We start from the raw sequence: 20,671 nt of genomic DNA, 5'->3' as shown, positions 1-20,671 counted from the left end.
CGCGGCGGCACCGCGGTTTTCGATTTCCGGAGAACAACCCGGCCGCGGCGGCTTCCGGGCGCCGAACTCCCAGGGTTCTCCCAGAACCTCCCAGGAACCGGCCAGGCGGGCGGGCCAGGCTCGCCGCCATGACCACCATCGAAGTACGCGGCCTGACCAAGCGGTACGGCCCCGACACCGTCGTGGACGACCTGTCGTTCACCGTGACACCCGGGCAGGTCACCGGGTTCCTCGGGCCCAACGGGGCCGGCAAGTCCACGACCATGAAGATGATCCTGGGGCTCGCCGCGCCCACCCGGGGGACCGTCACCGTCGGCGGGCGCCGCTACCGCGACCTTCCCGTCCCCCTGACCGAGGTCGGCGCGTTGCTCGACGCCGGCGCCGTCCACGGTGGCCGGAAAGCGGGCGACCACCTGCTCGCGCTCGCGGTGAGCAACGGGCTCCCCCGCCGCCGGGTCGGCGAGGTGCTCGCCCGGACCGGCCTGGAAGGGGTGGCCGGGAAGCGGGCCGGCGGGTTCTCCCTCGGCATGCGGCAGCGCCTCGGCATCGCGGCGGCGCTGCTGGGCGACCCGCGCGTGCTGATCTTCGACGAGCCGGTGAACGGGCTCGACCCCGAGGGGATCCGCTGGATCCGCGACTTCATGCGCTCCCTCGCCCGCGAAGGCCGCGCGGTGCTGGTGTCCAGCCACCTCATGAGCGAGATGGCGCAGACCGCCGACCACCTCGTCGTCATCGGCCGGGGCCGGCTCGTCGCCGACACCGCGGTCAGCGAGCTCGTGCGCGGCGAAGGCACCGTGCTCGTCCGCACACCCGATCCGGGTTTCGCGCGCCTGCTCACCACCGCCGGGGCCGCCGTGCGCGAAGGCGTCGAGGCTTCGCTCGTCGTCTCCGGCATGACGAGCGGGGAGATCGGCAAGCTCGCCGCCTACCACGGTGTCGCGCTCGCCGAGCTCACCCCGCAGCGCGTCTCGCTCGAAGACGCCTTCATGGAGCTCACCAAGGACAGCGTCGAGTACGAAGGAGCCACCGCGTGAACGTCACCTTCGCCCGGTCCGTCCACGCGGAGTGGATCAAGCTCCGCAGCCTGCGCTCGACCTGGTACACCGTGGGGTGCCTCTTCGCGGTGGGGCTCGGCATCACGGCGCTGGCCATGAACGCCGCCGGGCAGACCTACGCCGAAGACCCGCAGGCCTGGGATCCGACCAACCGCAGCCTGACGTCCTACATCGTCGCGCAGCTGATCATCGGGGTGCTGGGCATCCTCGTCGTCACCGCCGAGCACGCCACCGGGCTGATGCAGACGTCCCTGATCGCGACACCCCGCCGGCACCGGCTGCTGGCGGCCAAGGTCGTCGTGGCCGTCGGCGTCGCCGTGGTGGCGGGCCAGGTGCTGATGGCCGGCGCCTTCTTCCTCGGCCAGGCCGTCCTGGCCGCCCAGGACCTGCCGCACGCCCGGTTCGGCGACCCCGGCGTGCTCTCGGCCGTGACGGGCGGCGGGCTCTACCTCGCGGCGATCGCACTGCTCGCAGTCGGGCTCGGCACGCTCATGCGCGCCACCGCGGGCGCGCTCGCCACCCTCGTCGGGATCGTCTTCCTGGTGCCCGCCCTCGCGGGGCTCTTCCCGGCGTGGCTGCGCGGGATGTTCTTCTACTGGCCCACCCTCGGCGCGTCGGCGATCTTCAAGACGGTCCCCGACCCGGACTTCCCGCACCCCTGGCTGAACCTGGCCGGGATGTGCGTGGGGGTCGCCGTCGTGCTGGCCGTCGCGTTCGCGGTGTTCCGGCGCCGGGACGTCTGATGCGGGAGGTGTCCCGTGGCCTGGCCGCGGCCGCCGCCGCGCTGCTCGCCATGGCGGGGGTCGCGGCGGCCGGCCTGGCGCTCCTCGGCGCCGGTGGTGCCGGGCTCACCGCGGCGGCCGTCGCGCTGGCCGTGGGCGCTCCGGCGGACGTCGAGGCGATGCCGGCGGGCGGGCTCCCGATCGCCCTGCACGGCGAGCTGCACGCGATTCCGCTGGGGGTTTCCCTTGCGGGCGCGGTGGTTCTGGGGTGGCTGCTGCTGCGTCGCGGCGAAGACGGGCTGCTCGTCCGCGGTGGCGTGGCCACCGTGGCGTTTTCGGTCGGGCTGACTGCGATCACGGTGCTCGCCAAGGGAAAGCTCGCGCTGCCGGAAGGCGCCAGTGGGGCGCAAGGGTGCGTGGCCACCGGGTCGCGCCTGCCGTTGCCCGGTCAGCTGGACGCCGGCTTCTCCGTGGCCGCCGGACCGGCGGTGGCGGGCTCGGTGATCTGGGCGCTGGTGGTCGTGGGTGTGTGCTGGCTCGGCACCCGGTTTCCCGCCGTGGCACGGGGTTTTCGCGCCGCGCGGTGGCCGGCGGCCGGGCTCGCCGTGGTGGGCCTGGCCGCCGCCTGGGCCTTCGGTGGCGCCGCGGCGGCCGGGGGTGTGCTGCTCGTCCTCCCCCAGCTCGTGACCGGCGCGGTGCTGCTGGGGCTCGGCGTGCCGTGGACGGTGGATCCCGCGCTCCCCTGCGTGCCGGATCTCGGGCACTTCACCCCGGGGCTCTGGGTGTCCGGGGCGCTCCTGCTGGTCTCCGCGATCGTCCTCGTCGTCCGCCGCGGCCGCCCGCTGCGCCGGGCGGCGGTCGTCGCCGCGGTGGCGGGTGGCGTGGCGGTCGTCCTGACGCTGCTCTCTCGCGTTTCTGCCGACGTCTCGGTGACGGCGTTCAGCTTCTCGGTGCCGGTCCTGGACGTGCGGCTCAGCGCGAACCCGCTGCTCGCGCTCGCGGCCGGCGCGCTCGTCGGATTCACGGGCAGCCTGCTCGCCGGCGCGGTCTCCGTATCCTCGCGGGCATGGAAGCGATGAGTGCCGAACGGCTGCTGGTGGTCGACGACGAGGCCACCGTCCGCGAGCTGCTGTCGGCCGCGCTCCGGTTCGCCGGCTTCCGGGTGACGTCCGCGGCGACGGCGGGGGAAGCCGTCGCCGCGGCCACCGCGGAACCACCGGACCTGGTGCTGCTGGACGTCATGCTGCCGGACCTGGACGGGTTCGAGGTGGTCCGGCGGCTGCGTGAGCGGCGCATGCCGGTCCCGGTCCTGTTCCTCACCGCGCGGGACGGGCAGGCCGACAAGGTCACCGGGCTGTCCCTCGGCGCCGACGACTACGTGACGAAGCCGTTCGACCTGGCGGAGCTGATCGCGCGGATCCGCGCGATCCTCCGCCGGACCGCGGGGCACCCGGCCGGCGTGCTGGCGGTGGGCACGCTCACCCTCGACGCCGAGGGGCACCAGGTCACGCGCGCGGGGCGGCCGGTGCGCGTGTCCGCCACCGAGTTCCGGCTGCTGCGCTACCTGATGGAGAACGCCGGGCGCGTGGTGTCGAAGGCCCAGATCCTCGACCGCGTGTGGCGCGACGACTTCGGCGGCGACGCCAGCATCGTCGACACCTACATCTCTTACCTGCGCCGGAAAGTGGACACCGAGGAGCCCAAGCTGATCCACACCGTGCACGGCGTCGGCTACGTGCTGCGGGAGCCCCGGCGGTGAAGCGGCTGTCGCTGCGGGCCCGGCTGCTCCTGCTCACCGCGGGCCTGCTGCTGGCCGGCCTGACCCTCGCCGGCGCGCTCGTCTCCGATCAGCTGGAGCGCTTCCAGCTCGACCGGCTCGACGGCCAGCTGCGGTCGATGACCGAGCTCATCTCCCTCGCGGCGGGTCCGCCGCCGGCCGAGACCCCCGCCGTGCGACCGGACCTGATCGACCCCGCCCTCGACCTGTTCGGCACCCCGTACGTCGTCTACCTGGACGCCGCCGGCGCGGTCGCGGGCGGCCTGCACTCCTCGCGGGTGCCCGGCGCGACGCTGCCGCCGTTCGACGCGCTGCGCACGGTCCCCACCGACGGGACGGCCGTCGACCTGGACGCCGCCGACGGGTCGCAACGCTGGCGGGCCGTCGCGCGGCCGGCCCGGCGCTGGGGCGGGACGGTGGTTTCGGCCGCGCCGCTCGCCGCAACCGACGCCACGATCACCCAGCTGCGGGTGAGCAGCCTGCTCACCGGCGCCGCGCTGCTCGTGGTGCTGACGGCGGCCGGCTGGTTCGCCCTCGGCCGGGGCCTGCGGCCGCTGCGCCGGATCGAGCACACGGCGGCCGCGATCGCCGGTGGCGACCTCACCCGCCGCGTCCCCGTCCTGGCCGCGCCGGGCACGGAGATCGGGCACCTCGCGGCGTCGCTCAACACGATGCTCGGCCAGCTGGAAGGGGCGTTCGCCGACCGGGCGGCGTCCGAGGCGCGGATGCGGACCTTCGTCGCGGACGTCAGCCACGAGCTGCGCACGCCGCTGTTCGGCATCAAGGGGTCGGCGGAGCTCTACCGGATGGGCGCGCTGCCCGAGGCGTCCGATGTGGACGAGACGATGCGCCGCATCGACCGCGAAGCGACCCGGCTCACCGCGCTCACCCAGGACCTGCTGCTGCTCGCCCAGCTCGACGAGGCACCGGCGGAGCAGCTCGACCGCGCACCGATGGACCTGCGCACCCTCGCCGTCGACGCCCGGCACGACCTGCAGGCGCTCGACCCGTCCCGCCCGGTCTCGCTGACCGGACCGGGCGGAACCGGGACACCGGGCCCGGCTCCGGTCGACGGCGACGAAGCCCGGCTGCGGCAGGTGGTCACCAACCTGGTGGGCAACGCGGCCGCCCACACACCGCCGGGAACGCCGGTCCGCATCGGCGTCGGCACGGCGGACGGCCGCGCGGTGCTGGAGGTGACGGACGACGGTCCGGGGATGACGGCCGAGCAGGCGGAGCGGGCGTTCAACCGCTTCTACCGGGCCGACCGGTCGCGGACCCGCACGGCCGGCGCGGACGCGGGCCTGGGGCTGTCGATCGCGCGGTCGCTGGCCCGGGCGCACGGCGGCGACGTCGAGCTGGAGACGGTCCTCGGGGAAGGTGCCTGCTTCCGGCTCGCGTTGCCGGTACCCGACCAGGACTGAGGCCGGTTCGTGTCGGGCAGCGGATGACCGGTCTGCCTCAGCCGGACCGCCGGGCGCGCAGGTAGCGCAGCGGGTGGACGACCCAGTAGAAGTTCACGTCGTAGCCCCAGCCGAAGGTCTTCGGGGTCCAGAACCGCCGGTCGTCCGGGTTCCACGCGCGGGCCCGGATCCGCTCGGCGGTGGGGCGCCGCCAGTCGTACGGGACGCCGGCCGCGTGTCCCTGGGGTTCGATCGGCCGCTCTTCGCGTGGGGCCATCGTCATCACCTTCCCCGGCCAGGATGGACCCGCGGGTGATCAGTGGTCAAACCGGGGACGCCGTCGTACGGTGCGAAGATGAGCGGACTGAGCGGGCAGACCGTCGTGCTGGTCGGCGGCAGTGCGGGCATCGGCTTCGAGACGGCCCGGCTGGCCCGGGCCGAGGGCGCCGACGTCGTGCTCACCGGCCGCGATCCCGGGAAGCTCGCGCAGGCGGCGGAAGCCGTGGGCGCCCGCGGCACCGCCGCGTTCGACGCCACCGACCCGGCCGCGGTGGCGAGCTTCTTCGCCGACCTGCCGGGCACCGTCGACCACGTCCTGATCACCGCCGGCGGCCCGCACTACGGGCCGCTGCTGGAGATGACCGCCGACGACGTGCGCTCGGCGCTCGGCGGCCACATCGCGGTCGCGCTCGAGGTCGCCCGCCACGCCGCGCCGAAGATGCGCCCGGGCGGTTCGCTGCTGCTGATGGGTGGCACCGGCGGCCGCCGCATCGGCCACGGGCTCGGCATCGTCTCGGCCGCGACGGCCGCGTTGCCGCCGTTCACCGCGGCCCTCGCGCTGGAGCTGGCGCCGGTGCGCGTCAACCTGATCGCCGCGGGGTTCGTCGACACGCCGTTGTCGGCGACGCTGCTCGGCGACCGGCTGGAGGAGCGCCGGGCCGAGTTGCGGGCGACGCTCCCGATCGGCCGCGTGGTGGGCCCGGCGGACGTCGCCGCGCTGGCGGTCCACCTCATGACGAACACGGCGCTCACAGGCGCGACCTACGACATCGACGGCGGTCAGCAGTTCGTCTGGTGACGCCGGACCGGGCCGAGGGCCTCGACCAGCTCCGCCACCCGGTGGTGCGCCTCGAGCGGGTGACGCAGCCGGCTTTCCGGGTGAATCGTGTAGTGGTTGCGGCGGCCGACGCGCTCGCGTTCGACGTAGCCGTCCGCGATCAGGTCGGCGAGGATGAGCTGCACGCCACGTTCGGTGATGCCGACGCGCTCGGCGATGTCGTGCAGCCGGTGGTCCGGATCCTCCGCCAGGCACAGCAGAACGTGCGCGTGGTTGCTCAGGAACGTCCACGTGGCCATGCCCGCAGCTTAGCCGTCCACACTTGACAGACGAAGCACAGTTCGTCATTCTGGAGGAGACGGAGGGGAGTACCCGCCCCGGTCCGGCATCGTCAATCCGGCTGCCCCTGCGCAGACCCGGTGCCGGCGCCACCTTTCGAGGTGGCCGGGAAGACCTCCGGTTCGCCACCGAACCGGAGGAGTGTGCCCGTGACCGTCCCCTTCTGGGCCTGGGCCGCCGTGCTGGGCGTCATCCTGCTCATGCTCGCGGTCGACCTGTTCGCCCACCGCAAGGCGCACGTCGTCGGCGTCCGCGAAGCGCTGACGTGGTCCGGCGTGTGGGTCGCGCTGGGCGTCGCGTTCGGTGCCGTCGTGTGGTGGGTCTGGGGCGCGGAGCTCGCGGGCCAGTACTTCGCCGGCTACGTGATCGAGAAGTCCCTGGCCGTCGACAACGTCTTCGTGTTCGCGATCATCTTCGGCTACTTCGCCGTTCCTCGGGAACATCAGCACCGCATCCTTTTCTACGGGGTCATCGGTGCGCTGGTCTTCCGGGCGGTGTTCATCGCCGCGGGGTCGGCGCTGCTCGCGAGTTTCGCCTGGATCCTTTACGTGTTCGGCGCTTTCCTCGTCCTGACGGGCATCCGGATGGCGCTGCACCGCTCGGGACCGGTGGACTACGAACAGAACGTCGTCCTGCGCGCGTTCCGCCGGGTGGTGCCGTCGACGGATGTCCACCACGGCAAGAAGTTCCTCGTCCGCGAGGCCGGCCGCTGGGTGGCGACGCCGCTGCTGGCGGTGCTGGTGCTGATCGAGGTGACCGACATCGTGTTCGCGGTCGACTCGATCCCGGCGATCTTCGCCGTGACGCAGGAACCGTTCCTGGTGTTCACGTCGAACGCGTTCGCCATCCTCGGCCTGCGCGCGCTGTACTTCCTGCTCGCCGACCTGATGCACCGGTTCGTCTACCTCAAGCTCGGCCTGGCGCTGGTCCTGGTCTGGGTCGGCGTGAAGATGCTGCTGCTGGAGATCTGGAAGATCCCGACGGGACTGTCGCTGGGCGTGGTCGGCCTGATCCTGGCGACGGCGGTCGTCGCCAGCTTGCTCAAGACACGATCTGCTTCACTGGAAGGGAAAATCCGATGAATCGACTCACGACCGCCGCGGTCGGCGGCGCGCTGGTGCTGGTGCTCACCGCTTGCGGCGCGGCCTCCGAAACCGCGGGCCGCGTCGGCGACGCCGCCACGACGGTCGGCGTCTGCACCGAAGCGGTGCGGATCGCCACCGCCACCCCGGACCTCGCCGACCCGCAGGCCGCGGCGGACCGCGCGCACGCGGCCGGCCAGGAGCTGACGGCCCTGGCGGAACGGGCCGGGAACACGACCGCCGGCGAGGCGATCGGCTCCCTGGCCACGACACTGCGGGAGACCACGGTCGACGACCTCGTCACCGGCCCGGCGAACTGGGTGCAGCACAAGGCCGAACAGGTCACCGCGCTGACGAAGGCGTGCGGCCTCTGAGCGATTCCCGTGTCCCGGACGGCAGCACGCGTGATCCGCCGGGCATCAGCCGTGACTGCCGGGGCATCACGCGTGTTCGCCGGGGCATCACCCGAGCGGTCAGAGCACCGCGAGCCGGTCCAGCAGCCGCTCGGCCTGCTTGATCTCCGCGCTGAGCGGGTGGTCCTCCGGGAGGTGCGGGAGGCCGCCGTCGGCGAGGCGGAACGCTTCCCGCAGCGGCGTGTCCGGCAGCGGCGCGCCGGCCAGCCGCAGCGCGCGCACCGCGCCGAGCAGCTCGCACGCCAGCACGGTCCGGTACGCGGCGGTGGCGGCGACCGTGCTGCGGACCGCGTGCGTGGAGAAGCTCGCGTGGTCCTCCAGCCCGCGGGAGATCACGGCCGTGCCGAGCGTGACCGGCGAGGCCGCGTGCCGCAGTGTGCCCAGCGCGTCGTGGGCGACGTACTCGAGGATCATGATCCCCGAACTGCCCGCCGGTCCCTCGGCGAGGAACGGCGGCAGCCCGCTCAGGTCCGGCTCCACGAGGTCGCCCAGCCGCGCGGTGGACAGCTCCGCGACGTGGTGCAGGGCCGCGCGCAGCTGGTCGAACGCCAACGCCACGTAGGCCGTCGAGAACTGGCCGTGGTGGTAGGCCTGCTCGGTCTCGACGTCGATCAGCGGGTTCTCCGCGGCGGCGTTGATGTCGATGGCCAGCACGCGTTCGACGGCGGCCGCGGCGTCCAGGGCCGGGCCCTGCACCTGCGGGAACGCGCGCAGCCCGAAGGGATCCTGCAGTCGCCGCCCCTCCGCGACGCCGGTGAGCAGCCGCCGCAGTTCCGCCGCGCACCGGACGGCACCCGGGTGCGGCCGCGCGGCGTGGACACGCTCCGAGAACGCCTCGGCCGAACCGCCGAGCGCGCAGAACGTCAGCGCCGTGACGACGTGGCTCGCGGCGAGCAGCCGGCTCAGGTCGTGCCAGGCGAGCACGGCCTCGCCGAGGGTGGCGGCGTTGCTGGAGATGAACGCGAGCGCGTCGCCCGGGCTGATCGCGACCGGGTCGAGGTCGCCCGCCGCCCACGGCAGCTCCCCCGCCAGGGTCAAGGCGATCTCCGCGAGCTGGGCGAGGTCGCCGGTGCCGATCGCGCCGCGCGAGTGGACGTGTGGGAGCGCGCCGACGCGCAACGCCGTCTGCAGCACCTCCAGCAACCGAGGGTGCACGCCGCTGCCGCCGGCGGCGAGCTGGTTGAGGCGGATGGCCATCACCGCGCGCACGGCGTCGTCGGGCAGCGGCTCGCCGGTCCCGCCCGCGTGGCTGCGCAGCAGGCGCAAGCCGTGGTGGTCGGCCGACTCCGGGTCGACGACGGTGTGCCGGTTGGCGCCGACGCCGGTGGTGCGGCCGTAGACGGCGCGCTTGGCGCCCAGCTCCACGGCCAGCTGGTAGCTCGACTCAGCCCTCTTCACCGCGTCGGCGCCAAGTTCCGTCGACGCGCTGCGCCGGGCCACGCGCACCACGTCGGCGCAGCGGAGCCCGGTCCCGCTGATCTCGATGCGGTTGGTGTGGGTCATCGCCACCTCGCTTGACATGTTTTCATTCATTTCTAAGGTGACATGAAACTACTCATTCACACAAGACGGAGGCCTGGTGTCCCGGTCGCTGCACGAGCTGCTCACCGCCCACCGGCTTACCCCGGCGCAGCGGCGCATCGCCGGTTACCTCGCCGACCACGCGGCCGAAGCCGTGGCGCTCACCAGCGCCGAGCTCGCCGACTGCGCACAGGTCAGCCAGCCTTCGGTCACCCGGTTCGTCGCCCTGCTCGGGTTCGACGGCTACGCCGGGTTCCGCCGCTACCTGCGGGACGCCGCGGCCGAGCCCGAGCCGGCGGGCGGCGGCAACAAGTTCCAGCACGCCATCGACGCGGACCTGCGCAACCTCGGCGCACTGCGGGCCCAGCTGGCCGACGACACCCGGCTGCGGACGATCGCGGCGAGGCTCATGGACTCCGTCCCGCTCGTCGTCGCGGGCTACCGCGTCTCGGCGGCCCAGGCCGCCTCTTTCGCTTACCTGGCCGCGAAGATCCATCCGGACGTCCGGCTGTTGACCGACTCCGGCAGCGTCTTCGGCGACTCTTTGCGCCACGCCCACCGGTGCGGCGCGCGGACACTGGTCCTGGTCGCACTCCCCCGCTACCCGCGGGAAAGCGCCGCCGCCCTGGACCAGGCCCGCGCCCTGGGCCTGCGCACGCTGCTGATCACGGACCGGCCCGTCACGGCGCTCACGCCGCTCGCCGGCGACGTGCTGAGCGCGGGTGTGGCGTCGGAGTTCGTGTTCGACTCCCACGCGGCGGTCGCCTCGCTGACCGTGGCGCTGGTCGAGGCGATGGCGGACGTGGCCGGCGCCACGGCCCGGCAACGCTTGGAAGGCTTCGAAGACTACGCCGCCGAGCACGACCTCTTCCTCCCCGAGTGAGCGGGTCGGGACTCAGCCGAGCTTGGCCCGCAGCGCCGCCGCGATCTCCCCCGCCGCGGCGACCTGCTCCGGGGTCAGCGCGTCCACGAACAGCTCGCGGACCGCCGTCAGATGGGGAACCGTTGCCCCCCGGAAGGCCGCGGCGCCCTCCGTCGTCAGCACCACCTCGGCTCCCCGGTTGTCCGTCCGGCACTCCTCGCGCCGGATCAGGCCGCGCTTCTCCATCCGGCCGAGGTGGTGCGAGAGGCGACTGCGCTCCCAGCCGATGTCGTCGGCCAGCTGCGACGACCGCAGCCGCTGCCCCTCGGCCTCGCTGAGCGCGAGCAGCACCGCGTAGTCCCCCGGCGAGAGCCCGCACTCCGCCTGCAGCCGCGCGCCAAGCTCGGCGCGCACGGCTTCGGTAGTCTCGATGAAGCCGCGCCAGATGCGCAGCTCCTCCGCGGTCGGCAGCACGCGCCGCCGTGTCGTCCGGGTCACCCTGCCTCCTAGTTGACACGTCAATCATATCGGCGGATGATTGACGTGTCAATCAAAGGAGCCACCATGATCGAGCTGGGCCTGAACTCGTTCGGCGAAGTCGCCACGGACGACGGCCACGCGATGGGCGACGCGGAGACCGTCCGGCTGCTCGTCGAGGAAGCGCGGCTGGCCGAGTCGGCGGGGCTCGACGTCTTCAGCGTCGGCGAGCACTACCGCGAGGGGCACACCGACAGCGCGACGCCCGTGCTGCTGGCGGCGATCGCCACGGCGACCGAGCGCATCAAGCTCGGCACGTCCGTCACCGTGCTGAGCACGAACGACCCGGTGCGGCTCTACCAGGAGTTCTCCACGCTGGACGCCGTCTCGAACGGACGCGCCCAGCTGGTCCTGGGCCGGGCTTCGGCAACGGAGTCGTTCCCCCTGTTCGGCTACGACCTCGCCGACTACGAGCACCTCTTCGAGGAGAAGCTCGACCTCTTCGTGCGCCTGCAACGCGAGGAGAGCGTCACCTGGTCCGGAACGGTGCGAGCGCCGTTGACCGAGGAGACGCTGCACCCGCGGATGCGCCCGGGCGGGATCCCCACCTGGATCGGGGTCGGCGGCAGCCCGGACTCCGTCGTGCGGGCCGCTCGCTACGGCCTGCCGCTCATGCTGGCCATCATCGGCGGGCGCCCGCAGCGCTTCGCCGGCCACGTGGAGCTCTACCACCGTGCGCTCGCCCAATTCGGGCAGCCGGTGCGGCCGGTCGGCCAGCACTCCCTCGGCCTGATCGCCGACACCGACGAAGAAGCCGTCGAAACGTGGTGGCGGTACTGGCAGCCGGTCGTGACGCGGATGGCCGCCGAGCGCGGCTTCTACGAACCGGACCGGCGGCGTTATCTGTCCGAAGTGGACACCGGAGCCCTGTTCGTGGGTTCTCCGGAGACCGTCGCCCGCAAGATCGCGACCGTGGCGCGGGACCTGCGCCTGAGCCGCTTCGACCTCAAATACGACATCATGCACCTGCCGCGCGCCGCGCGCGCCCGGACGATCGAGCTGCTCGGCCGCGAGGTCGCGCCGCGGGTGCGCGAGCTGCTCGCGAAGGAGCCGTCCCATGTCTGACCTGCAGTTCGGCCTCGACACGTTCGGCGACGTCCCGGAGGACGACGCCGGCCGGCCGCTGTCGCACGCCGCCGCCATCCGGCAGGTGGTCGACGAAGCCGTCCTCGCCGACGAAACCGGCGTCGACGTGATCGCCCTCGGCGAGCACCACCGTCCCGAGTACTCGATCTCCACGCCCGAGACCGTGCTGGCCGGCATCGCCACCCGCACGTCCCGCATCCGGCTGTCCTCCGGCGTCACGGTGCTGAGCTCGGACGACCCGGTCCGCGTGTTCCAGCGCTTCGCGACGGTCGACGCCCTCTCGGACGGGCGCGCCGAGGTGATCCTCGGCCGGGGCTCGTTCACCGAGTCGTTCCCGCTGTTCGGCTACGACCTGAGCGACTACGACGCGCTGTTCGAGGAGAAGCTCGACCTGTTCGTGCGGCTGCTCGACGAGAAACCGGTGACCTGGCGGGGAAAGCTCCGGCCGCCGCTGGAGGACGCCGACGTCTACCCCAAGACCGACTCCGGCCGGCTGACGACGTGGGTCGGCGTCGGCGGCTCGCCCCAGTCGGTGATCCGGACCGCCCACCACGGGCTGCCGCTCATGCTGGCGATCATCGGCGGGCACCCGGGCCGGTTCGCGCCCTACGTCGACCTGTACCGCAAGGCCGCCGCGCAGTTCGGCACCACCGCCCACCCGGTCGGCATGCACTCCCCCGGGTTCGTCGCCGACACCGACGAGCAGGCGCGTGAGGTGTTCTGGCCGCGCTACCGCGTGATCCGCGACCGGATCGGGGCACTGCGGGGCTGGGCGCCGATCCGGCGCGAGGAGTACGACCACGAGATCGAGCACGGTTCGCTGTACATCGGCTCGCCCGAGACCGTCGCCCGCAAGATCGCCGGCGCGGTCACGGAGCTGGGCGTCGGCCGCTTCGACCTGATCTACAGCTCCGGATCGCAACCGGCGAGCGCCCGCCTGCGCGCCGTCGAACTCTACGGCACCAAGGTGATCCCGATGGTGCGTGACATCCTCTCGGAAGCGAAATGATCATCGGCATCCTCGGCGCGGGCAAAGTGGGCACCGTCCTGGCCCGGCTCGCCCTCGCCGCCGGGCACGACGTGCTCGTCGCCGGCTCGGGCGCGCCGGAGAAGATCGCGCTCACCGTCGACGTCCTCACGCCCGGCGCGGTCGCGACGACCGCGGAAGAGGCGGCGGCCAAGGCCGACATCGTGATTCTCGCGCTGCCCCTGGGCAAGTACCGCACCGTTCCGGCGGCGGCCCTGGCCGGCAAGCTCGTCATCGACGCGATGAACTACTGGTGGGAGGTCGACGGTATCCGCGACGACCTGCGCGCGGCGACCAGCGAGACCGTCCAGTCCTATTTGGACGGCTCCCGCGTCGTGAAGGCGTTCAACCACATGGGCTACCACGACCTGGAAGAGGAAGCCCGGCCCGCGGGAACCCTGGGCCGCAAGGCCATCGCGATCGCCGGCGACGACCCGGCCGACGTGACACGCGTGGCGGAGCTGGTCGACGCGTTCGGCTTCGACCCGCTGCGCGCCGGTCCGCTGGCCGAGGGCGTCCGCCTGGAACCGGGCGCCGAAGCCTTCGGCGCGAACGTCAGCGCCGGCGAACTGCGCGCGATGCTCGATCGGTTCGTCGTCCAGGCGGGTTAGGCGGCCGCCGCCGCAGTGGCGCGGTGCGCCCGGACGGTCAGGGCCGCGATCGCGGCGGCACCGGCCAGGGAAACGGCGATGCCCACGAGGACCGCCGTGTTCCAGCCCGCGGTCAGGGTCACCGGCGTCGGCGTTCCGCGGACCGCCAGCACGCTCACCACCGTGACGCCCAGCGCCGCGCCGACGTACCGGCTCGTGTTGTTGATGCCACTGCCCATGCCGGCCCGCTGCGGCGGCACGCTCGCCACCGCCTCGCGCCCCAGGGACGCGTTCACCACACCCGTACCGAGGCCCGCCACCAGCAGGCCGGGCAGCAAGGACGCCGGGCTGGAGCCCGGGGTGACGAATGTGAGCGGGAGCAGACCGGCGGCCACCACGACCAGGCCGGCACTCATCCGCGCACCGCCGGAAAGACCGGCCGGGAGCCGGCGCGTCAGCAGGGCCGAAACCACGCTCGTCGCCGACCAGGCCAGTACCACCAGCGCCGCCGTCAGGGGGCCGAGCGCGAGGCCGTTCTCGAGCATCGTGCAGAGGAACGCCATCAAGGCGGTGACCCCGGCGCCCGCCACGAACGCGCCCGCTGTGGCCGAGACGAGGGCGGGGCGGCGAAAGAGGGTCAGGTCGAGCATGCCGCCGCCGGAGCGGTTCTGGTGGGCGAAAAACGCCGTGAGCAGTACGACCGCCGCGGCGATCAGCGCCAGCTCCAGCGGGTTCGTCCAGCCCTGCCGACCTTCGGTGAGCGCGGCCAGCAGTGCCGCGAGCCCGCCGCCCAGCAACAGCGCGCCGGGCACGTCGACCGTCCGCACCCGTGCCGAGACGGACTCCTCCAGCAGCATCCGGCCGAGCACGGCGACGCCGAGCGACAGCGCCGTGATCACGACGTAGAGCACGCGCCAGTCGTCGTCGAGGGCCGCGCCGGCCAAGGGGCCGATCGCGATGCCCGCCCCGAGGCAAGCGCCCCACAGGCCGGTCGCGCGGGCGCGGCCGGCGGCGTCCGGGAACGCGGGCCCGAGCACCGCGAGCCCGCACGCGATCAACGCGGCGGCGCCGAGGCCTTCGACGACCCGGCCGCCGATGAAAGTCAGCGGCCCGGGCGCGACTGCACACAGCACGGAACCCACCGCCGTCACGACGGCGCCGGCGACGAAGACGCGCCGCCGGCCGAAGTCGTCGCCGACCGCGCCGGCCGGCAGCAGCGCGACGGCCAGGCCCAGGCTCATCGAGCTGAGGATCCACGACGTCGCGACCGCGCCCGCCCCGAGACCGCCGGCCACGGCCGGGACGATCGAGAGCGGCGCGGTGAAGACGAACAGAGCGAGCAAGGTCGCGCCGCTGGAGGCGACGAGGACGGCGCCGGGGCGGCTGGCCATGCGAACTCCTGTTTTGTTCGGTCACTGAACTCTTTCGCCGGAGGCTAGCACGGTTGGTTCGATGAACGAACTCTTTGCGGTAGCCTGGGATGCATGGGACTCCCCCGCGAATACACGAACCAGGCCTGCTCGATGGTCCGCGCCCTGGAGATCGTCGGGGAGCGCTGGACGCTGCTGATCGTCCGCGACGCCGTCTTCGGCGTCCGCCGCTTCAGCGACTTCGTCGAGCACCTGGGCATCCCACGCGCGGTCCTGACCGAACGCCTGGAGTTCCTGATCGGCGAAGGCGTGCTGGAGCGCGTGCCGGGACCCGGCAAGCGCAGCGAATACGAACTGACGGCCAAGGGCCGCGGGCTCTGGCCGGTCGTCCGCGCCCTGTCGGCCTGGGGCGACGAGCACTACGCGCCGGGCGGCCGGCGGCGGGTGTTCGTCCACGCGGGCTGCGAGGGCGAAGTGGCGCAGCCGGGCACCTGCCTGCGCTGCGGCGCCGAGGTGCCGCTCGCCGAGACGGTGATGACGCCGGGCCCCGGGCTGGCTCCGCCGTCCCCGGAAGACGGCCAGGTCAGCGCGCTCCTCGCGCGGCCGCGGCACCTTCTCCAGCCCGTGCACTGAACCCTTGAGTACCCGCCTCCGGCCGCGGGGCCTGGTCTCTGTACCTACTAGTATGTACAGTGCTCGGCGTGGACACCAGGAACCAGCTGATCGACAGCACCCGCGAGCTGTTGTGGGAACGCGGCTACGTGGGCACCAGCCCCAAGGCCATCCAGCAGCACGCCGGCGCCGGGCAAGGCAGCATGTACCACCACTTCTCCGGCAAGCGGGAGCTGGCGCTGGAAGCCGTGCGGCGCAGCGCGGACGAGCTGCTGGCGGCCGCCGAGGCGCAGCTGCGCACGCCCGGGACCGCCGTCGAGCGGATCACCGCATACCTGCGTCGTGAGCGCGAAGTGCTCAAGGGCTGTCCGATCGGACGGCTCACGCAGGACCCCGAGATCGTCGCGGACCCGGAGCTGCGCGCGCCGGTCGACGAGACGCTGACGCGGCTGCGGGCCCGGCTGGCCGAAGTCCTCGACGAGGGCCGGGCCGCGGGCGAGCTGCCGGCCGGCCTGGACAGCGCCGCGCTGGCCGCCACCGTCGTCGCCGTCCTGCAGGGCGGTTACGTGCTGGCTCGCGCCGCCGACTCGCCCGAACCGTTCGACCAGGCCGTTTCCGGCGTCCTGGCCCTGCTCGCCACCCACGCTCGCTGAGGAGCCCGCCGTGCACGTCCGTCCCGTTCCGCCTTCCACCGCCGCGCCCGCCGACGTGATCTCGGGCAGTGCGTGGATCACGTCGCTCGCCGTTCCCGAGGGCCCGTCCCGCACCCGCGTCGACCGTGTGCAGTTCGCACCGGGCGCCCGCACGCGCTGGCACCGGCACCCGCTCGGCCAGGTCCTCGTCGTCACCGAAGGCACCGGGTACGTGCAGCGGCGCGGCGGCCCGGCCCAGCTGGTCCGGCCCGGCGACACGGTCCGCGTCGCCGCCGGCGAGTGGCACTGGCACGGCGCCACCGACACCAGCGCGATGACCCACCTCGCGATCGAGGAGATCCCCGCCGACGGCTCCGGGACGGAGATCGGCGAGCCGGTCGCCGGTGCCGAGCCCGCGCCCGTCCCCGCCGAGCCCGTCACCCGGACCCTGGTGCTGGAGCAACAGCTCCCGGCACCGCGCGTGGTCGACCACGTCGAGATCCGCCGCATCACCATCGCCCCCGGCCACGGCACCGGCCTGCACGTCCACAACGGACCGGTGTTCGGCAGCATCGAGGCCGGTTCGGCGATCTACCAGATCGAGGGCGAACCCGAGACGCTGCTCCGGCCCGGCGATGTGTTCTACGAGCCCGAAGCGGCGCGGATCGCCCGCTTCGACGCCCAGGAGGACGGCGTCACGTTCATCGCCCACTTCCCCGCCGGACCGGGCGAAACCCCGCGCCTCGACCCGCTCGACAGCTAGGCCGGCGCGGCGAAGTAGTCGCCGTTCTCCAGGTCTTCCAGCAGACCCGGGTGCGTCGGCTCCCAGCCGAGCAGCCGCCGGGTACCCGCGCTGGAAACCGGCCCGTCGAAGCCGAACACCCGGGCCATGAACGGGCTCGGGAAGTGCGCAGCCGCCTCCTCCGGCGCCAGGGAAACCGTGGGCACGCCGAGCTTGCGGCCGATCGTCTCCGCGATGCTCTTGAACGGCACGTTCTCCGCCACCCCGTGCAGCACGCTCCCGGCGGGAGCCTCTTCCAGCGCCAGCCGGAACAGGACAGCCGCGTCGCGACGGTGCACCGCGGGCCACCGGTTGGCGCCGTCGGCGACGCAGGCCGAGACCCCGGTCCGGCGAGCCGTGGTGATGAGCATCGGGACGAACCCGTGGTCGCGCGGGCCGTGGACCGTCGGCGCGAGCCGGACCACGGTGCCGCCGAAGTCCAGGCACGCCCGTTCACCCGGGATGCGGAAGCCGGCGATGCCGTGGGCGTCGGGCTCGTCCCGCTCGATGCTTTCCCGGCCGCCGGGCAGGACCAGCGTGCCCGAGGTGCTGACGAATCGCTTGCCCGCCGCCGCCCGGCCGAGCGCCTCGATCGCGGCCGTGTCGCGCCGGGTCAGGTCGTCCGGGTCGGCGAAGTCGCCGCCGAACGCCATGTGCAGGACGCCGTCGGCCGCCTCGGCGCCGCCGCGCAAGCTGCCGGGATCTTCCAGAGAGCCGCGCAGCGCACTGGCACCCGACGACTCCAGCCGAGCGGCGGCAGCATCCGACCGTGCGAGGCCGGTGACGGTGTGGCCGGCCGCGAGGAGCTCGGCGACGACGGTGGGACCGGTCTGGCCGGAACCGCCGGTGACGAAGACATGCATGCGAACACTCCCCTTAACGCCAGTGACTGGCACTACTTAGCGCCAGTCACTGACTCTACGCGTAGCGCCAGCGACTGACGCAACGTGACGCCAGTCACTGGCGGAATGCGGTAGCCTCGGCTCGTGCCACGAAGCGGAGCGGAAGCGCGCCGCCGCCTTCAGCAGGCGGCTCTCGACCTGTACGGGGAACACGGGTTCGACCGGACCACCACGGCGGAGATCGCCGCGCGGGCGGGCCTCAACGAGCGCACGTACTTCCGGCACTTCCCGGACAAGCGCGAAGTGCTCTTCGACGGCGAAGCCGAACTGCGCGACACGATGACCCAGGTAGTGGCCGAAGCGCCCGGCGACCTGACGCCGTTCGAGATCCTGTTGCGCGCGTTCCGGAAAGCCGCGGGAATCCTCGAAGCCAACCGCCCGTTCTCAGAGCCCCGGCTGGCGATCATCGCCGCGACTCCGGCGCTGCGCGAACGCGAACTGGCCAAGCACGCGTCCCTCACCGACGCCTTGGCGGAGGCGTTGCGCCGGCGTGGCGTCCCCGCCGGGCCGGCGAGCCTGGCCGCGCAGACCGGCTGGGCGACCTTCCACCACGCGGCCCAGGCCTGGATCGACGACCCGTCGCAGAGCCTGGACTTCCATCTGTCGCAGGCTTTCGACAACCTGCGAGCCCTGTCCGCCACCCCGGGAGCCGAACGATGACCGAGCGGAAGGGCGTGCTGATCACCGGCGGCTCGCGCGGCATCGGCCGGGCCACCGCCGTGGCCTTCGCGGCGCGCGGCTACCGCGTGGCGGTCCACTACGCCACCCGGCGCGACGACGCGGAGACGACGCTGCGCGAACTGACGGGCTCCGGGCACACGGCCATCGCCGGCGACCTGGGCGATCCGGCCGCGGCACGCCGGGTCGCCGACGAGGCGGTCGCGGCGCTCGGCCGCGTCGACGTCCTGGTCAACAACGCCGCCCAGGCCCCGACGGAACAGACCCGGCACGCCGTCGCCGAGGTCGGTTACGACCAGTGGGTGGCGGCGTGGCGGCGCACGGTCGACGTCAACCTCCTCGGCGCCGCGAACGTCACCTGGGCCGTCGCCCGGCACCTGATCGAGCAGGGCCGGCCGGGCAGCGTCGTCAACGTTGGCTCACGCGGCGCGTTCCGCGGCGAGCCCGAGCACCCGGCGTACGGCGCGAGCAAGGCGGCCCTGCACGCGTTCGGCCAGTCGATGGCGATCGCCTTGGCACCCCACGGGATTTCGGTGACGTCGGTGGCGCCGGGGTTCGTCGCGACCGAGCGCCAGGAGTCCAAGCTCGCCGGCCCGGGCGGCGAGGCGCTGCGGGACCAGAGCCCGTTCGGGCGGGTGGGCACGGCCGAGGACGTCGCCGCGGCGATCGTCCACCTCGCCTCCCCGGAAGCGACGTGGAGTTCCGGCGCGATCCTCGACGTCAACGGGGCCTCGTACCTGCGCTGACCGGACGGTGCCGCGCTACCGGCGGGCGCCGGTCAGCGGCGGCGGGTCGAACCGCACGTAGCGGCCGGTGCCGCCGGCGGCTTCGTTGAGGCGCCACGGCTGCGCGACGTCACCCCACCGCCCGGTCTCGATCCGGGACTCCAGCGCGTGCAGCGCCGCGATCGTCTCGGACGGCCGGAAGGCACAGTGCCCGGTCGCGCCGACGTAAGCCTGGCGCAGCAGCGCGCCGCCGCCCGCCCGGTGCACTTCCTTGCCGTACCAGTCTTCCTGCTCCACCGGGACGAGCTGGTCGGCCGTGGTGTGGATGTCGAGCGTCGGCACGCGCAGCCGCCCGGTCACCGTCGACGTCCGCGCGAGGGTGCGCACGGCCTGCGGGTCCGGCCGGATGTCGGCGTCGCGGGACAGCGTCGCGAGGTCGGCGTCCAGGTCGAGCCCGGCCGTCCGGTACAGCGACCGGACCTGGCGGAAGTGGCTGCTGCCGGCCAGCAGCGCGCGGTAGTCGACGCCCGCGGTGAACGCGCTGTTGCCGCCCGCCGCCAGCTCGATCTGGTACCGGCCGGTGACGACGAACCCGAGCACGAACTGCGCGAGTTCTTGCTGCTGCTGGACTTCCTGGTCCGCGTAGTCGCTCGGCGGCGTCGGGCCGGTGAACCAGCCGGGCTCGTTCATCAGCGCCGCGGCGAGCGCGATGCGCGCCCGTCCTTCGGGCGTGCTCTGCGCGTCGGTGGCGATCTTCGTCAACGCGGCGGCCGACGCGCTCGCTTCGTCCGGGCTCGCGAACCGGACGAGCTTGATCTCCTGCGTGGGCGCGAGGAGGTGGGCGAGCGCGTATTCGCCGTCCAGCTGGTAGTTGTTCAGGTTCAGGCCGCCGGCGACGAGTCCGCAGGTGCTCAGCACGCCGTCGAGCCGGTGGCCGCCGGCTTCGGCTTCGCGGGCGCTGACCAGCCCGCCCATCGACGTGCCCCACGCGATGGTGCGGCGCGGGGGCCCGGTCAGCCGGCCGGCTGCCGCCAGCGCGCCGAACTGGTCGTCGACGGCGGAGGCGAGCGCCCACCACGACGGGCCGCTGTAGGACGAGCCGACCAGCGCGTACCCGCCGGCCAGCAACGCCTGGCGCGTCTCGTCGTCCGGCGCGTTCTGCGCGGCGAGCGGCCCGAAACCGTGGCTGTACAGGATGGTCGTGCCGTTCCAGGCGGCCGGGACGTCCGCCACCCAGGTGGCGCCGTCGGGCAGCTGACCGGTGTGGTGCCCGCTCGTCGCTCCGGCCGCGACTCCCGAAGAGAGGCCGCCGGTCACGAGAACGGTGCCGATGAGGGCCAGGACGCGGCGGTACCACCTGCGCGTGCTCATGCGAGCAGGGTGGCACGCCGGCGTGACGATGTACAGGTTTCCTGCCTTTACTAATCCGGGCAAAAGTAGGCCGGCCCCCCGAGTGGCAGGTAACCGTAGCTACGAAAGTCATTCGGCCGTAACTGTGGT

At 73.3% G+C, this 20,671-nt stretch carries 24 protein-coding genes; 17 read left to right on the top strand and 7 right to left on the bottom strand.

Annotated features, from left to right (window positions below; genetic code table 11):
• Nucleotides 1-128 precede the first annotated feature (128 nt).
• The 5 genes from AB0M83_RS30965 to AB0M83_RS30945 are packed head-to-tail and all read left to right on the top strand — an operon-like array spanning nt 129 to nt 4,978.
• Nucleotides 129-1,034, top strand: coding sequence for an ATP-binding cassette domain-containing protein (locus AB0M83_RS30965; RefSeq protein ID WP_364522174.1), 906 nt, complete (start codon nt 129-131; stop codon nt 1,032-1,034).
• A complete protein-coding gene (locus AB0M83_RS30960; protein WP_364522172.1) occupies nt 1,031-1,798 on the top strand; it encodes an ABC transporter permease in 768 nt (255 codons plus the stop codon). Before AB0M83_RS30965 ends, AB0M83_RS30960 begins: the two co-directional genes overlap by 4 nt.
• The gene (locus AB0M83_RS30955) at nt 1,798-2,856 is read left to right on the top strand and encodes a hypothetical protein (RefSeq protein WP_364522170.1); all 1,059 of its coding nucleotides are present in this window, start codon (nt 1,798-1,800) and stop codon (nt 2,854-2,856) included. Before AB0M83_RS30960 ends, AB0M83_RS30955 begins: the two co-directional genes overlap by 1 nt.
• Nucleotides 2,844-3,536, top strand: a complete 693-nt coding sequence (locus AB0M83_RS30950) for a response regulator transcription factor (protein ID WP_364522168.1) — start codon at nt 2,844-2,846, stop codon at nt 3,534-3,536. Before AB0M83_RS30955 ends, AB0M83_RS30950 begins: the two co-directional genes overlap by 13 nt.
• A complete protein-coding gene (locus tag AB0M83_RS30945; RefSeq protein ID WP_364522166.1) occupies nt 3,533-4,978 on the top strand; it encodes a HAMP domain-containing sensor histidine kinase in 1,446 nt (481 codons plus the stop codon). The genes AB0M83_RS30950 and AB0M83_RS30945 overlap by 4 nt, the downstream gene beginning before the upstream one ends.
• Nucleotides 4,979-5,015: 37 nt before the next feature.
• Here the strand turns inward: AB0M83_RS30945 and AB0M83_RS30940 are convergent, their stop codons facing one another.
• Nucleotides 5,016-5,234, bottom strand: coding sequence for a DUF5808 domain-containing protein (locus AB0M83_RS30940; protein WP_364522164.1), 219 nt, complete (start codon nt 5,232-5,234; stop codon nt 5,016-5,018).
• A gap of 78 nt (nt 5,235-5,312) precedes the next feature.
• On the opposite strand from AB0M83_RS30940, the gene AB0M83_RS30935 reads away from it, so the two are divergent.
• A complete protein-coding gene (locus AB0M83_RS30935) occupies nt 5,313-6,035 on the top strand; it encodes an SDR family oxidoreductase (RefSeq protein ID WP_364522162.1) in 723 nt (240 codons plus the stop codon).
• Here the strand turns inward: AB0M83_RS30935 and AB0M83_RS30930 are convergent.
• Nucleotides 6,017-6,313 (bottom strand): winged helix-turn-helix domain-containing protein, encoded by a 297-nt coding sequence (locus tag AB0M83_RS30930; RefSeq protein WP_284748980.1) that lies wholly within the window; start codon nt 6,311-6,313, stop codon nt 6,017-6,019. The genes AB0M83_RS30935 and AB0M83_RS30930 overlap by 19 nt on opposite strands.
• A 189-nt stretch (nt 6,314-6,502) precedes the next feature.
• Here AB0M83_RS30930 and AB0M83_RS30925 point away from each other — a divergent pair, with 189 nt between their 5' ends.
• Together AB0M83_RS30925 and AB0M83_RS30920 are read left to right on the top strand one after the other, a co-directional pair.
• On the top strand, nt 6,503-7,435 hold the full coding sequence (locus AB0M83_RS30925; RefSeq protein ID WP_364522160.1) for a TerC family protein: 933 nt from the start codon (nt 6,503-6,505) through the stop codon (nt 7,433-7,435).
• Nucleotides 7,432-7,809: a bacteriophage spanin2 family protein gene (locus AB0M83_RS30920; protein WP_364522158.1), complete on the top strand. Its 378-nt coding sequence runs from the start codon at nt 7,432-7,434 to the stop codon at nt 7,807-7,809. The genes AB0M83_RS30925 and AB0M83_RS30920 overlap by 4 nt, the downstream gene beginning before the upstream one ends.
• A gap of 99 nt (nt 7,810-7,908) precedes the next feature.
• Here the strand turns inward: AB0M83_RS30920 and AB0M83_RS30915 are convergent, their stop codons facing one another.
• Nucleotides 7,909-9,351, bottom strand: coding sequence for an aromatic amino acid ammonia-lyase (locus AB0M83_RS30915; RefSeq protein WP_364522156.1), 1,443 nt, complete (start codon nt 9,349-9,351; stop codon nt 7,909-7,911).
• A 76-nt stretch (nt 9,352-9,427) separates the two neighbouring features.
• Here AB0M83_RS30915 and AB0M83_RS30910 point away from each other — a divergent pair, with 76 nt between their 5' ends.
• Nucleotides 9,428-10,252, top strand: a complete 825-nt coding sequence (locus AB0M83_RS30910; RefSeq protein ID WP_364522154.1) for a MurR/RpiR family transcriptional regulator — start codon at nt 9,428-9,430, stop codon at nt 10,250-10,252.
• A gap of 12 nt (nt 10,253-10,264) precedes the next feature.
• Here the strand turns inward: AB0M83_RS30910 and AB0M83_RS30905 are convergent, their stop codons facing one another.
• A complete protein-coding gene (locus AB0M83_RS30905) occupies nt 10,265-10,729 on the bottom strand; it encodes a MarR family transcriptional regulator (protein WP_364522152.1) in 465 nt (154 codons plus the stop codon).
• A 66-nt stretch (nt 10,730-10,795) separates the two neighbouring features.
• On the opposite strand from AB0M83_RS30905, the gene AB0M83_RS30900 reads away from it, so the two are divergent.
• The 3 genes from AB0M83_RS30900 to AB0M83_RS30890 are packed head-to-tail and all read left to right on the top strand — an operon-like array spanning nt 10,796 to nt 13,492.
• Nucleotides 10,796-11,833, top strand: a complete 1,038-nt coding sequence (locus AB0M83_RS30900) for an LLM class flavin-dependent oxidoreductase (RefSeq protein WP_364522150.1) — start codon at nt 10,796-10,798, stop codon at nt 11,831-11,833.
• Nucleotides 11,826-12,863 carry an LLM class flavin-dependent oxidoreductase gene (locus tag AB0M83_RS30895; RefSeq protein WP_364522148.1) on the top strand — a complete coding sequence of 346 codons (1,038 nt, stop codon included), beginning with the start codon at nt 11,826-11,828 and terminating at the stop codon, nt 12,861-12,863. Before AB0M83_RS30900 ends, AB0M83_RS30895 begins: the two co-directional genes overlap by 8 nt.
• The gene (locus AB0M83_RS30890; protein WP_364522146.1) at nt 12,860-13,492 is read left to right on the top strand and encodes an NAD(P)-binding domain-containing protein; all 633 of its coding nucleotides are present in this window, start codon (nt 12,860-12,862) and stop codon (nt 13,490-13,492) included. Before AB0M83_RS30895 ends, AB0M83_RS30890 begins: the two co-directional genes overlap by 4 nt.
• Here AB0M83_RS30890 and AB0M83_RS30885 read toward each other — a convergent pair.
• Nucleotides 13,489-14,862 (bottom strand): MFS transporter, encoded by a 1,374-nt coding sequence (locus AB0M83_RS30885; RefSeq protein WP_364522144.1) that lies wholly within the window; start codon nt 14,860-14,862, stop codon nt 13,489-13,491. The two genes, AB0M83_RS30890 and AB0M83_RS30885, sit on opposite strands and share 4 nt — an antisense overlap.
• A gap of 93 nt (nt 14,863-14,955) precedes the next feature.
• Here AB0M83_RS30885 and AB0M83_RS30880 point away from each other — a divergent pair, with 93 nt between their 5' ends.
• From AB0M83_RS30880 to AB0M83_RS30870, 3 genes are all read left to right on the top strand, one after another.
• Nucleotides 14,956-15,474, top strand: a complete 519-nt coding sequence (locus AB0M83_RS30880) for a helix-turn-helix domain-containing protein (RefSeq protein ID WP_364522142.1) — start codon at nt 14,956-14,958, stop codon at nt 15,472-15,474.
• 68 nt (nt 15,475-15,542) lie between these two features.
• Nucleotides 15,543-16,106: a TetR/AcrR family transcriptional regulator gene (locus tag AB0M83_RS30875; protein ID WP_364522140.1), complete on the top strand. Its 564-nt coding sequence runs from the start codon at nt 15,543-15,545 to the stop codon at nt 16,104-16,106.
• Nucleotides 16,107-16,116: 10 nt separating this feature from the next.
• On the top strand, nt 16,117-16,848 hold the full coding sequence (locus tag AB0M83_RS30870; protein WP_364522138.1) for a cupin domain-containing protein: 732 nt from the start codon (nt 16,117-16,119) through the stop codon (nt 16,846-16,848).
• Here AB0M83_RS30870 and AB0M83_RS30865 read toward each other — a convergent pair.
• Entirely contained in the window at nt 16,845-17,729 is an 885-nt protein-coding gene (locus AB0M83_RS30865) for an SDR family oxidoreductase (RefSeq protein ID WP_364522136.1), read from the bottom strand. The genes AB0M83_RS30870 and AB0M83_RS30865 overlap by 4 nt on opposite strands.
• A gap of 123 nt (nt 17,730-17,852) precedes the next feature.
• Between AB0M83_RS30865 and AB0M83_RS30860 the strand changes: the two genes are divergently transcribed.
• Nucleotides 17,853-18,428: a helix-turn-helix domain-containing protein gene (locus AB0M83_RS30860; protein WP_364522134.1), complete on the top strand. Its 576-nt coding sequence runs from the start codon at nt 17,853-17,855 to the stop codon at nt 18,426-18,428.
• The gene (locus AB0M83_RS30855; protein ID WP_364522132.1) at nt 18,425-19,192 is read left to right on the top strand and encodes an SDR family oxidoreductase; all 768 of its coding nucleotides are present in this window, start codon (nt 18,425-18,427) and stop codon (nt 19,190-19,192) included. Before AB0M83_RS30860 ends, AB0M83_RS30855 begins: the two co-directional genes overlap by 4 nt.
• A 15-nt stretch (nt 19,193-19,207) precedes the next feature.
• Here the strand turns inward: AB0M83_RS30855 and AB0M83_RS30850 are convergent, their stop codons facing one another.
• Complete coding sequence (locus AB0M83_RS30850; RefSeq protein ID WP_364522130.1) at nt 19,208-20,542, bottom strand: alpha/beta hydrolase; 1,335 nt, start codon at nt 20,540-20,542, stop codon at nt 19,208-19,210.
• Nucleotides 20,543-20,671 lie beyond the last annotated feature (129 nt).

The organism is Amycolatopsis sp. NPDC051106, assembly GCF_040682775.1.
In the GTDB taxonomy this organism is placed as follows: Bacteria; Actinomycetota; Actinomycetes; order Mycobacteriales; family Pseudonocardiaceae; genus Amycolatopsis.
The sequence above is the reverse complement of the archived record's forward strand: the minus strand, read 5'-3'. Positions and strand labels throughout refer to the sequence as shown.

Bases quoted from the DNA above. Each gene is read 5' to 3' on its own strand.
- AB0M83_RS30965 (WP_364522174.1), top strand. From the start codon at position 129: ATGACCACCATCGAAGTACGCGGCCTGACCAAGCGGTACGGCCCCGAC.
- AB0M83_RS30955 (WP_364522170.1), top strand. From the start codon at position 1,798: ATGCGGGAGGTGTCCCGTGGCCTGGCCGCGGCCGCCGCCGCGCTGCTC.
- AB0M83_RS30950 (WP_364522168.1), top strand. From the start codon at position 2,844: ATGGAAGCGATGAGTGCCGAACGGCTGCTGGTGGTCGACGACGAGGCC.
- AB0M83_RS30940 (WP_364522164.1), bottom strand. From the start codon at position 5,234: ATGGCCCCACGCGAAGAGCGGCCGATCGAACCCCAGGGACACGCGGCC.
- AB0M83_RS30935 (WP_364522162.1), top strand. From the start codon at position 5,313: ATGAGCGGACTGAGCGGGCAGACCGTCGTGCTGGTCGGCGGCAGTGCG.
- AB0M83_RS30930 (WP_284748980.1), bottom strand. From the start codon at position 6,313: ATGGCCACGTGGACGTTCCTGAGCAACCACGCGCACGTTCTGCTGTGC.
- AB0M83_RS30920 (WP_364522158.1), top strand. From the start codon at position 7,432: ATGAATCGACTCACGACCGCCGCGGTCGGCGGCGCGCTGGTGCTGGTG.
- AB0M83_RS30915 (WP_364522156.1), bottom strand. From the start codon at position 9,351: ATGACCCACACCAACCGCATCGAGATCAGCGGGACCGGGCTCCGCTGC.
- AB0M83_RS30900 (WP_364522150.1), top strand. From the start codon at position 10,796: ATGATCGAGCTGGGCCTGAACTCGTTCGGCGAAGTCGCCACGGACGAC.
- AB0M83_RS30895 (WP_364522148.1), top strand. From the start codon at position 11,826: ATGTCTGACCTGCAGTTCGGCCTCGACACGTTCGGCGACGTCCCGGAG.
- AB0M83_RS30890 (WP_364522146.1), top strand. From the start codon at position 12,860: ATGATCATCGGCATCCTCGGCGCGGGCAAAGTGGGCACCGTCCTGGCC.
- AB0M83_RS30885 (WP_364522144.1), bottom strand. From the start codon at position 14,862: ATGGCCAGCCGCCCCGGCGCCGTCCTCGTCGCCTCCAGCGGCGCGACC.
- AB0M83_RS30880 (WP_364522142.1), top strand. From the start codon at position 14,956: ATGGGACTCCCCCGCGAATACACGAACCAGGCCTGCTCGATGGTCCGC.
- AB0M83_RS30865 (WP_364522136.1), bottom strand. From the start codon at position 17,729: ATGCATGTCTTCGTCACCGGCGGTTCCGGCCAGACCGGTCCCACCGTC.
- AB0M83_RS30855 (WP_364522132.1), top strand. From the start codon at position 18,425: ATGACCGAGCGGAAGGGCGTGCTGATCACCGGCGGCTCGCGCGGCATC.
- AB0M83_RS30850 (WP_364522130.1), bottom strand. From the start codon at position 20,542: ATGAGCACGCGCAGGTGGTACCGCCGCGTCCTGGCCCTCATCGGCACC.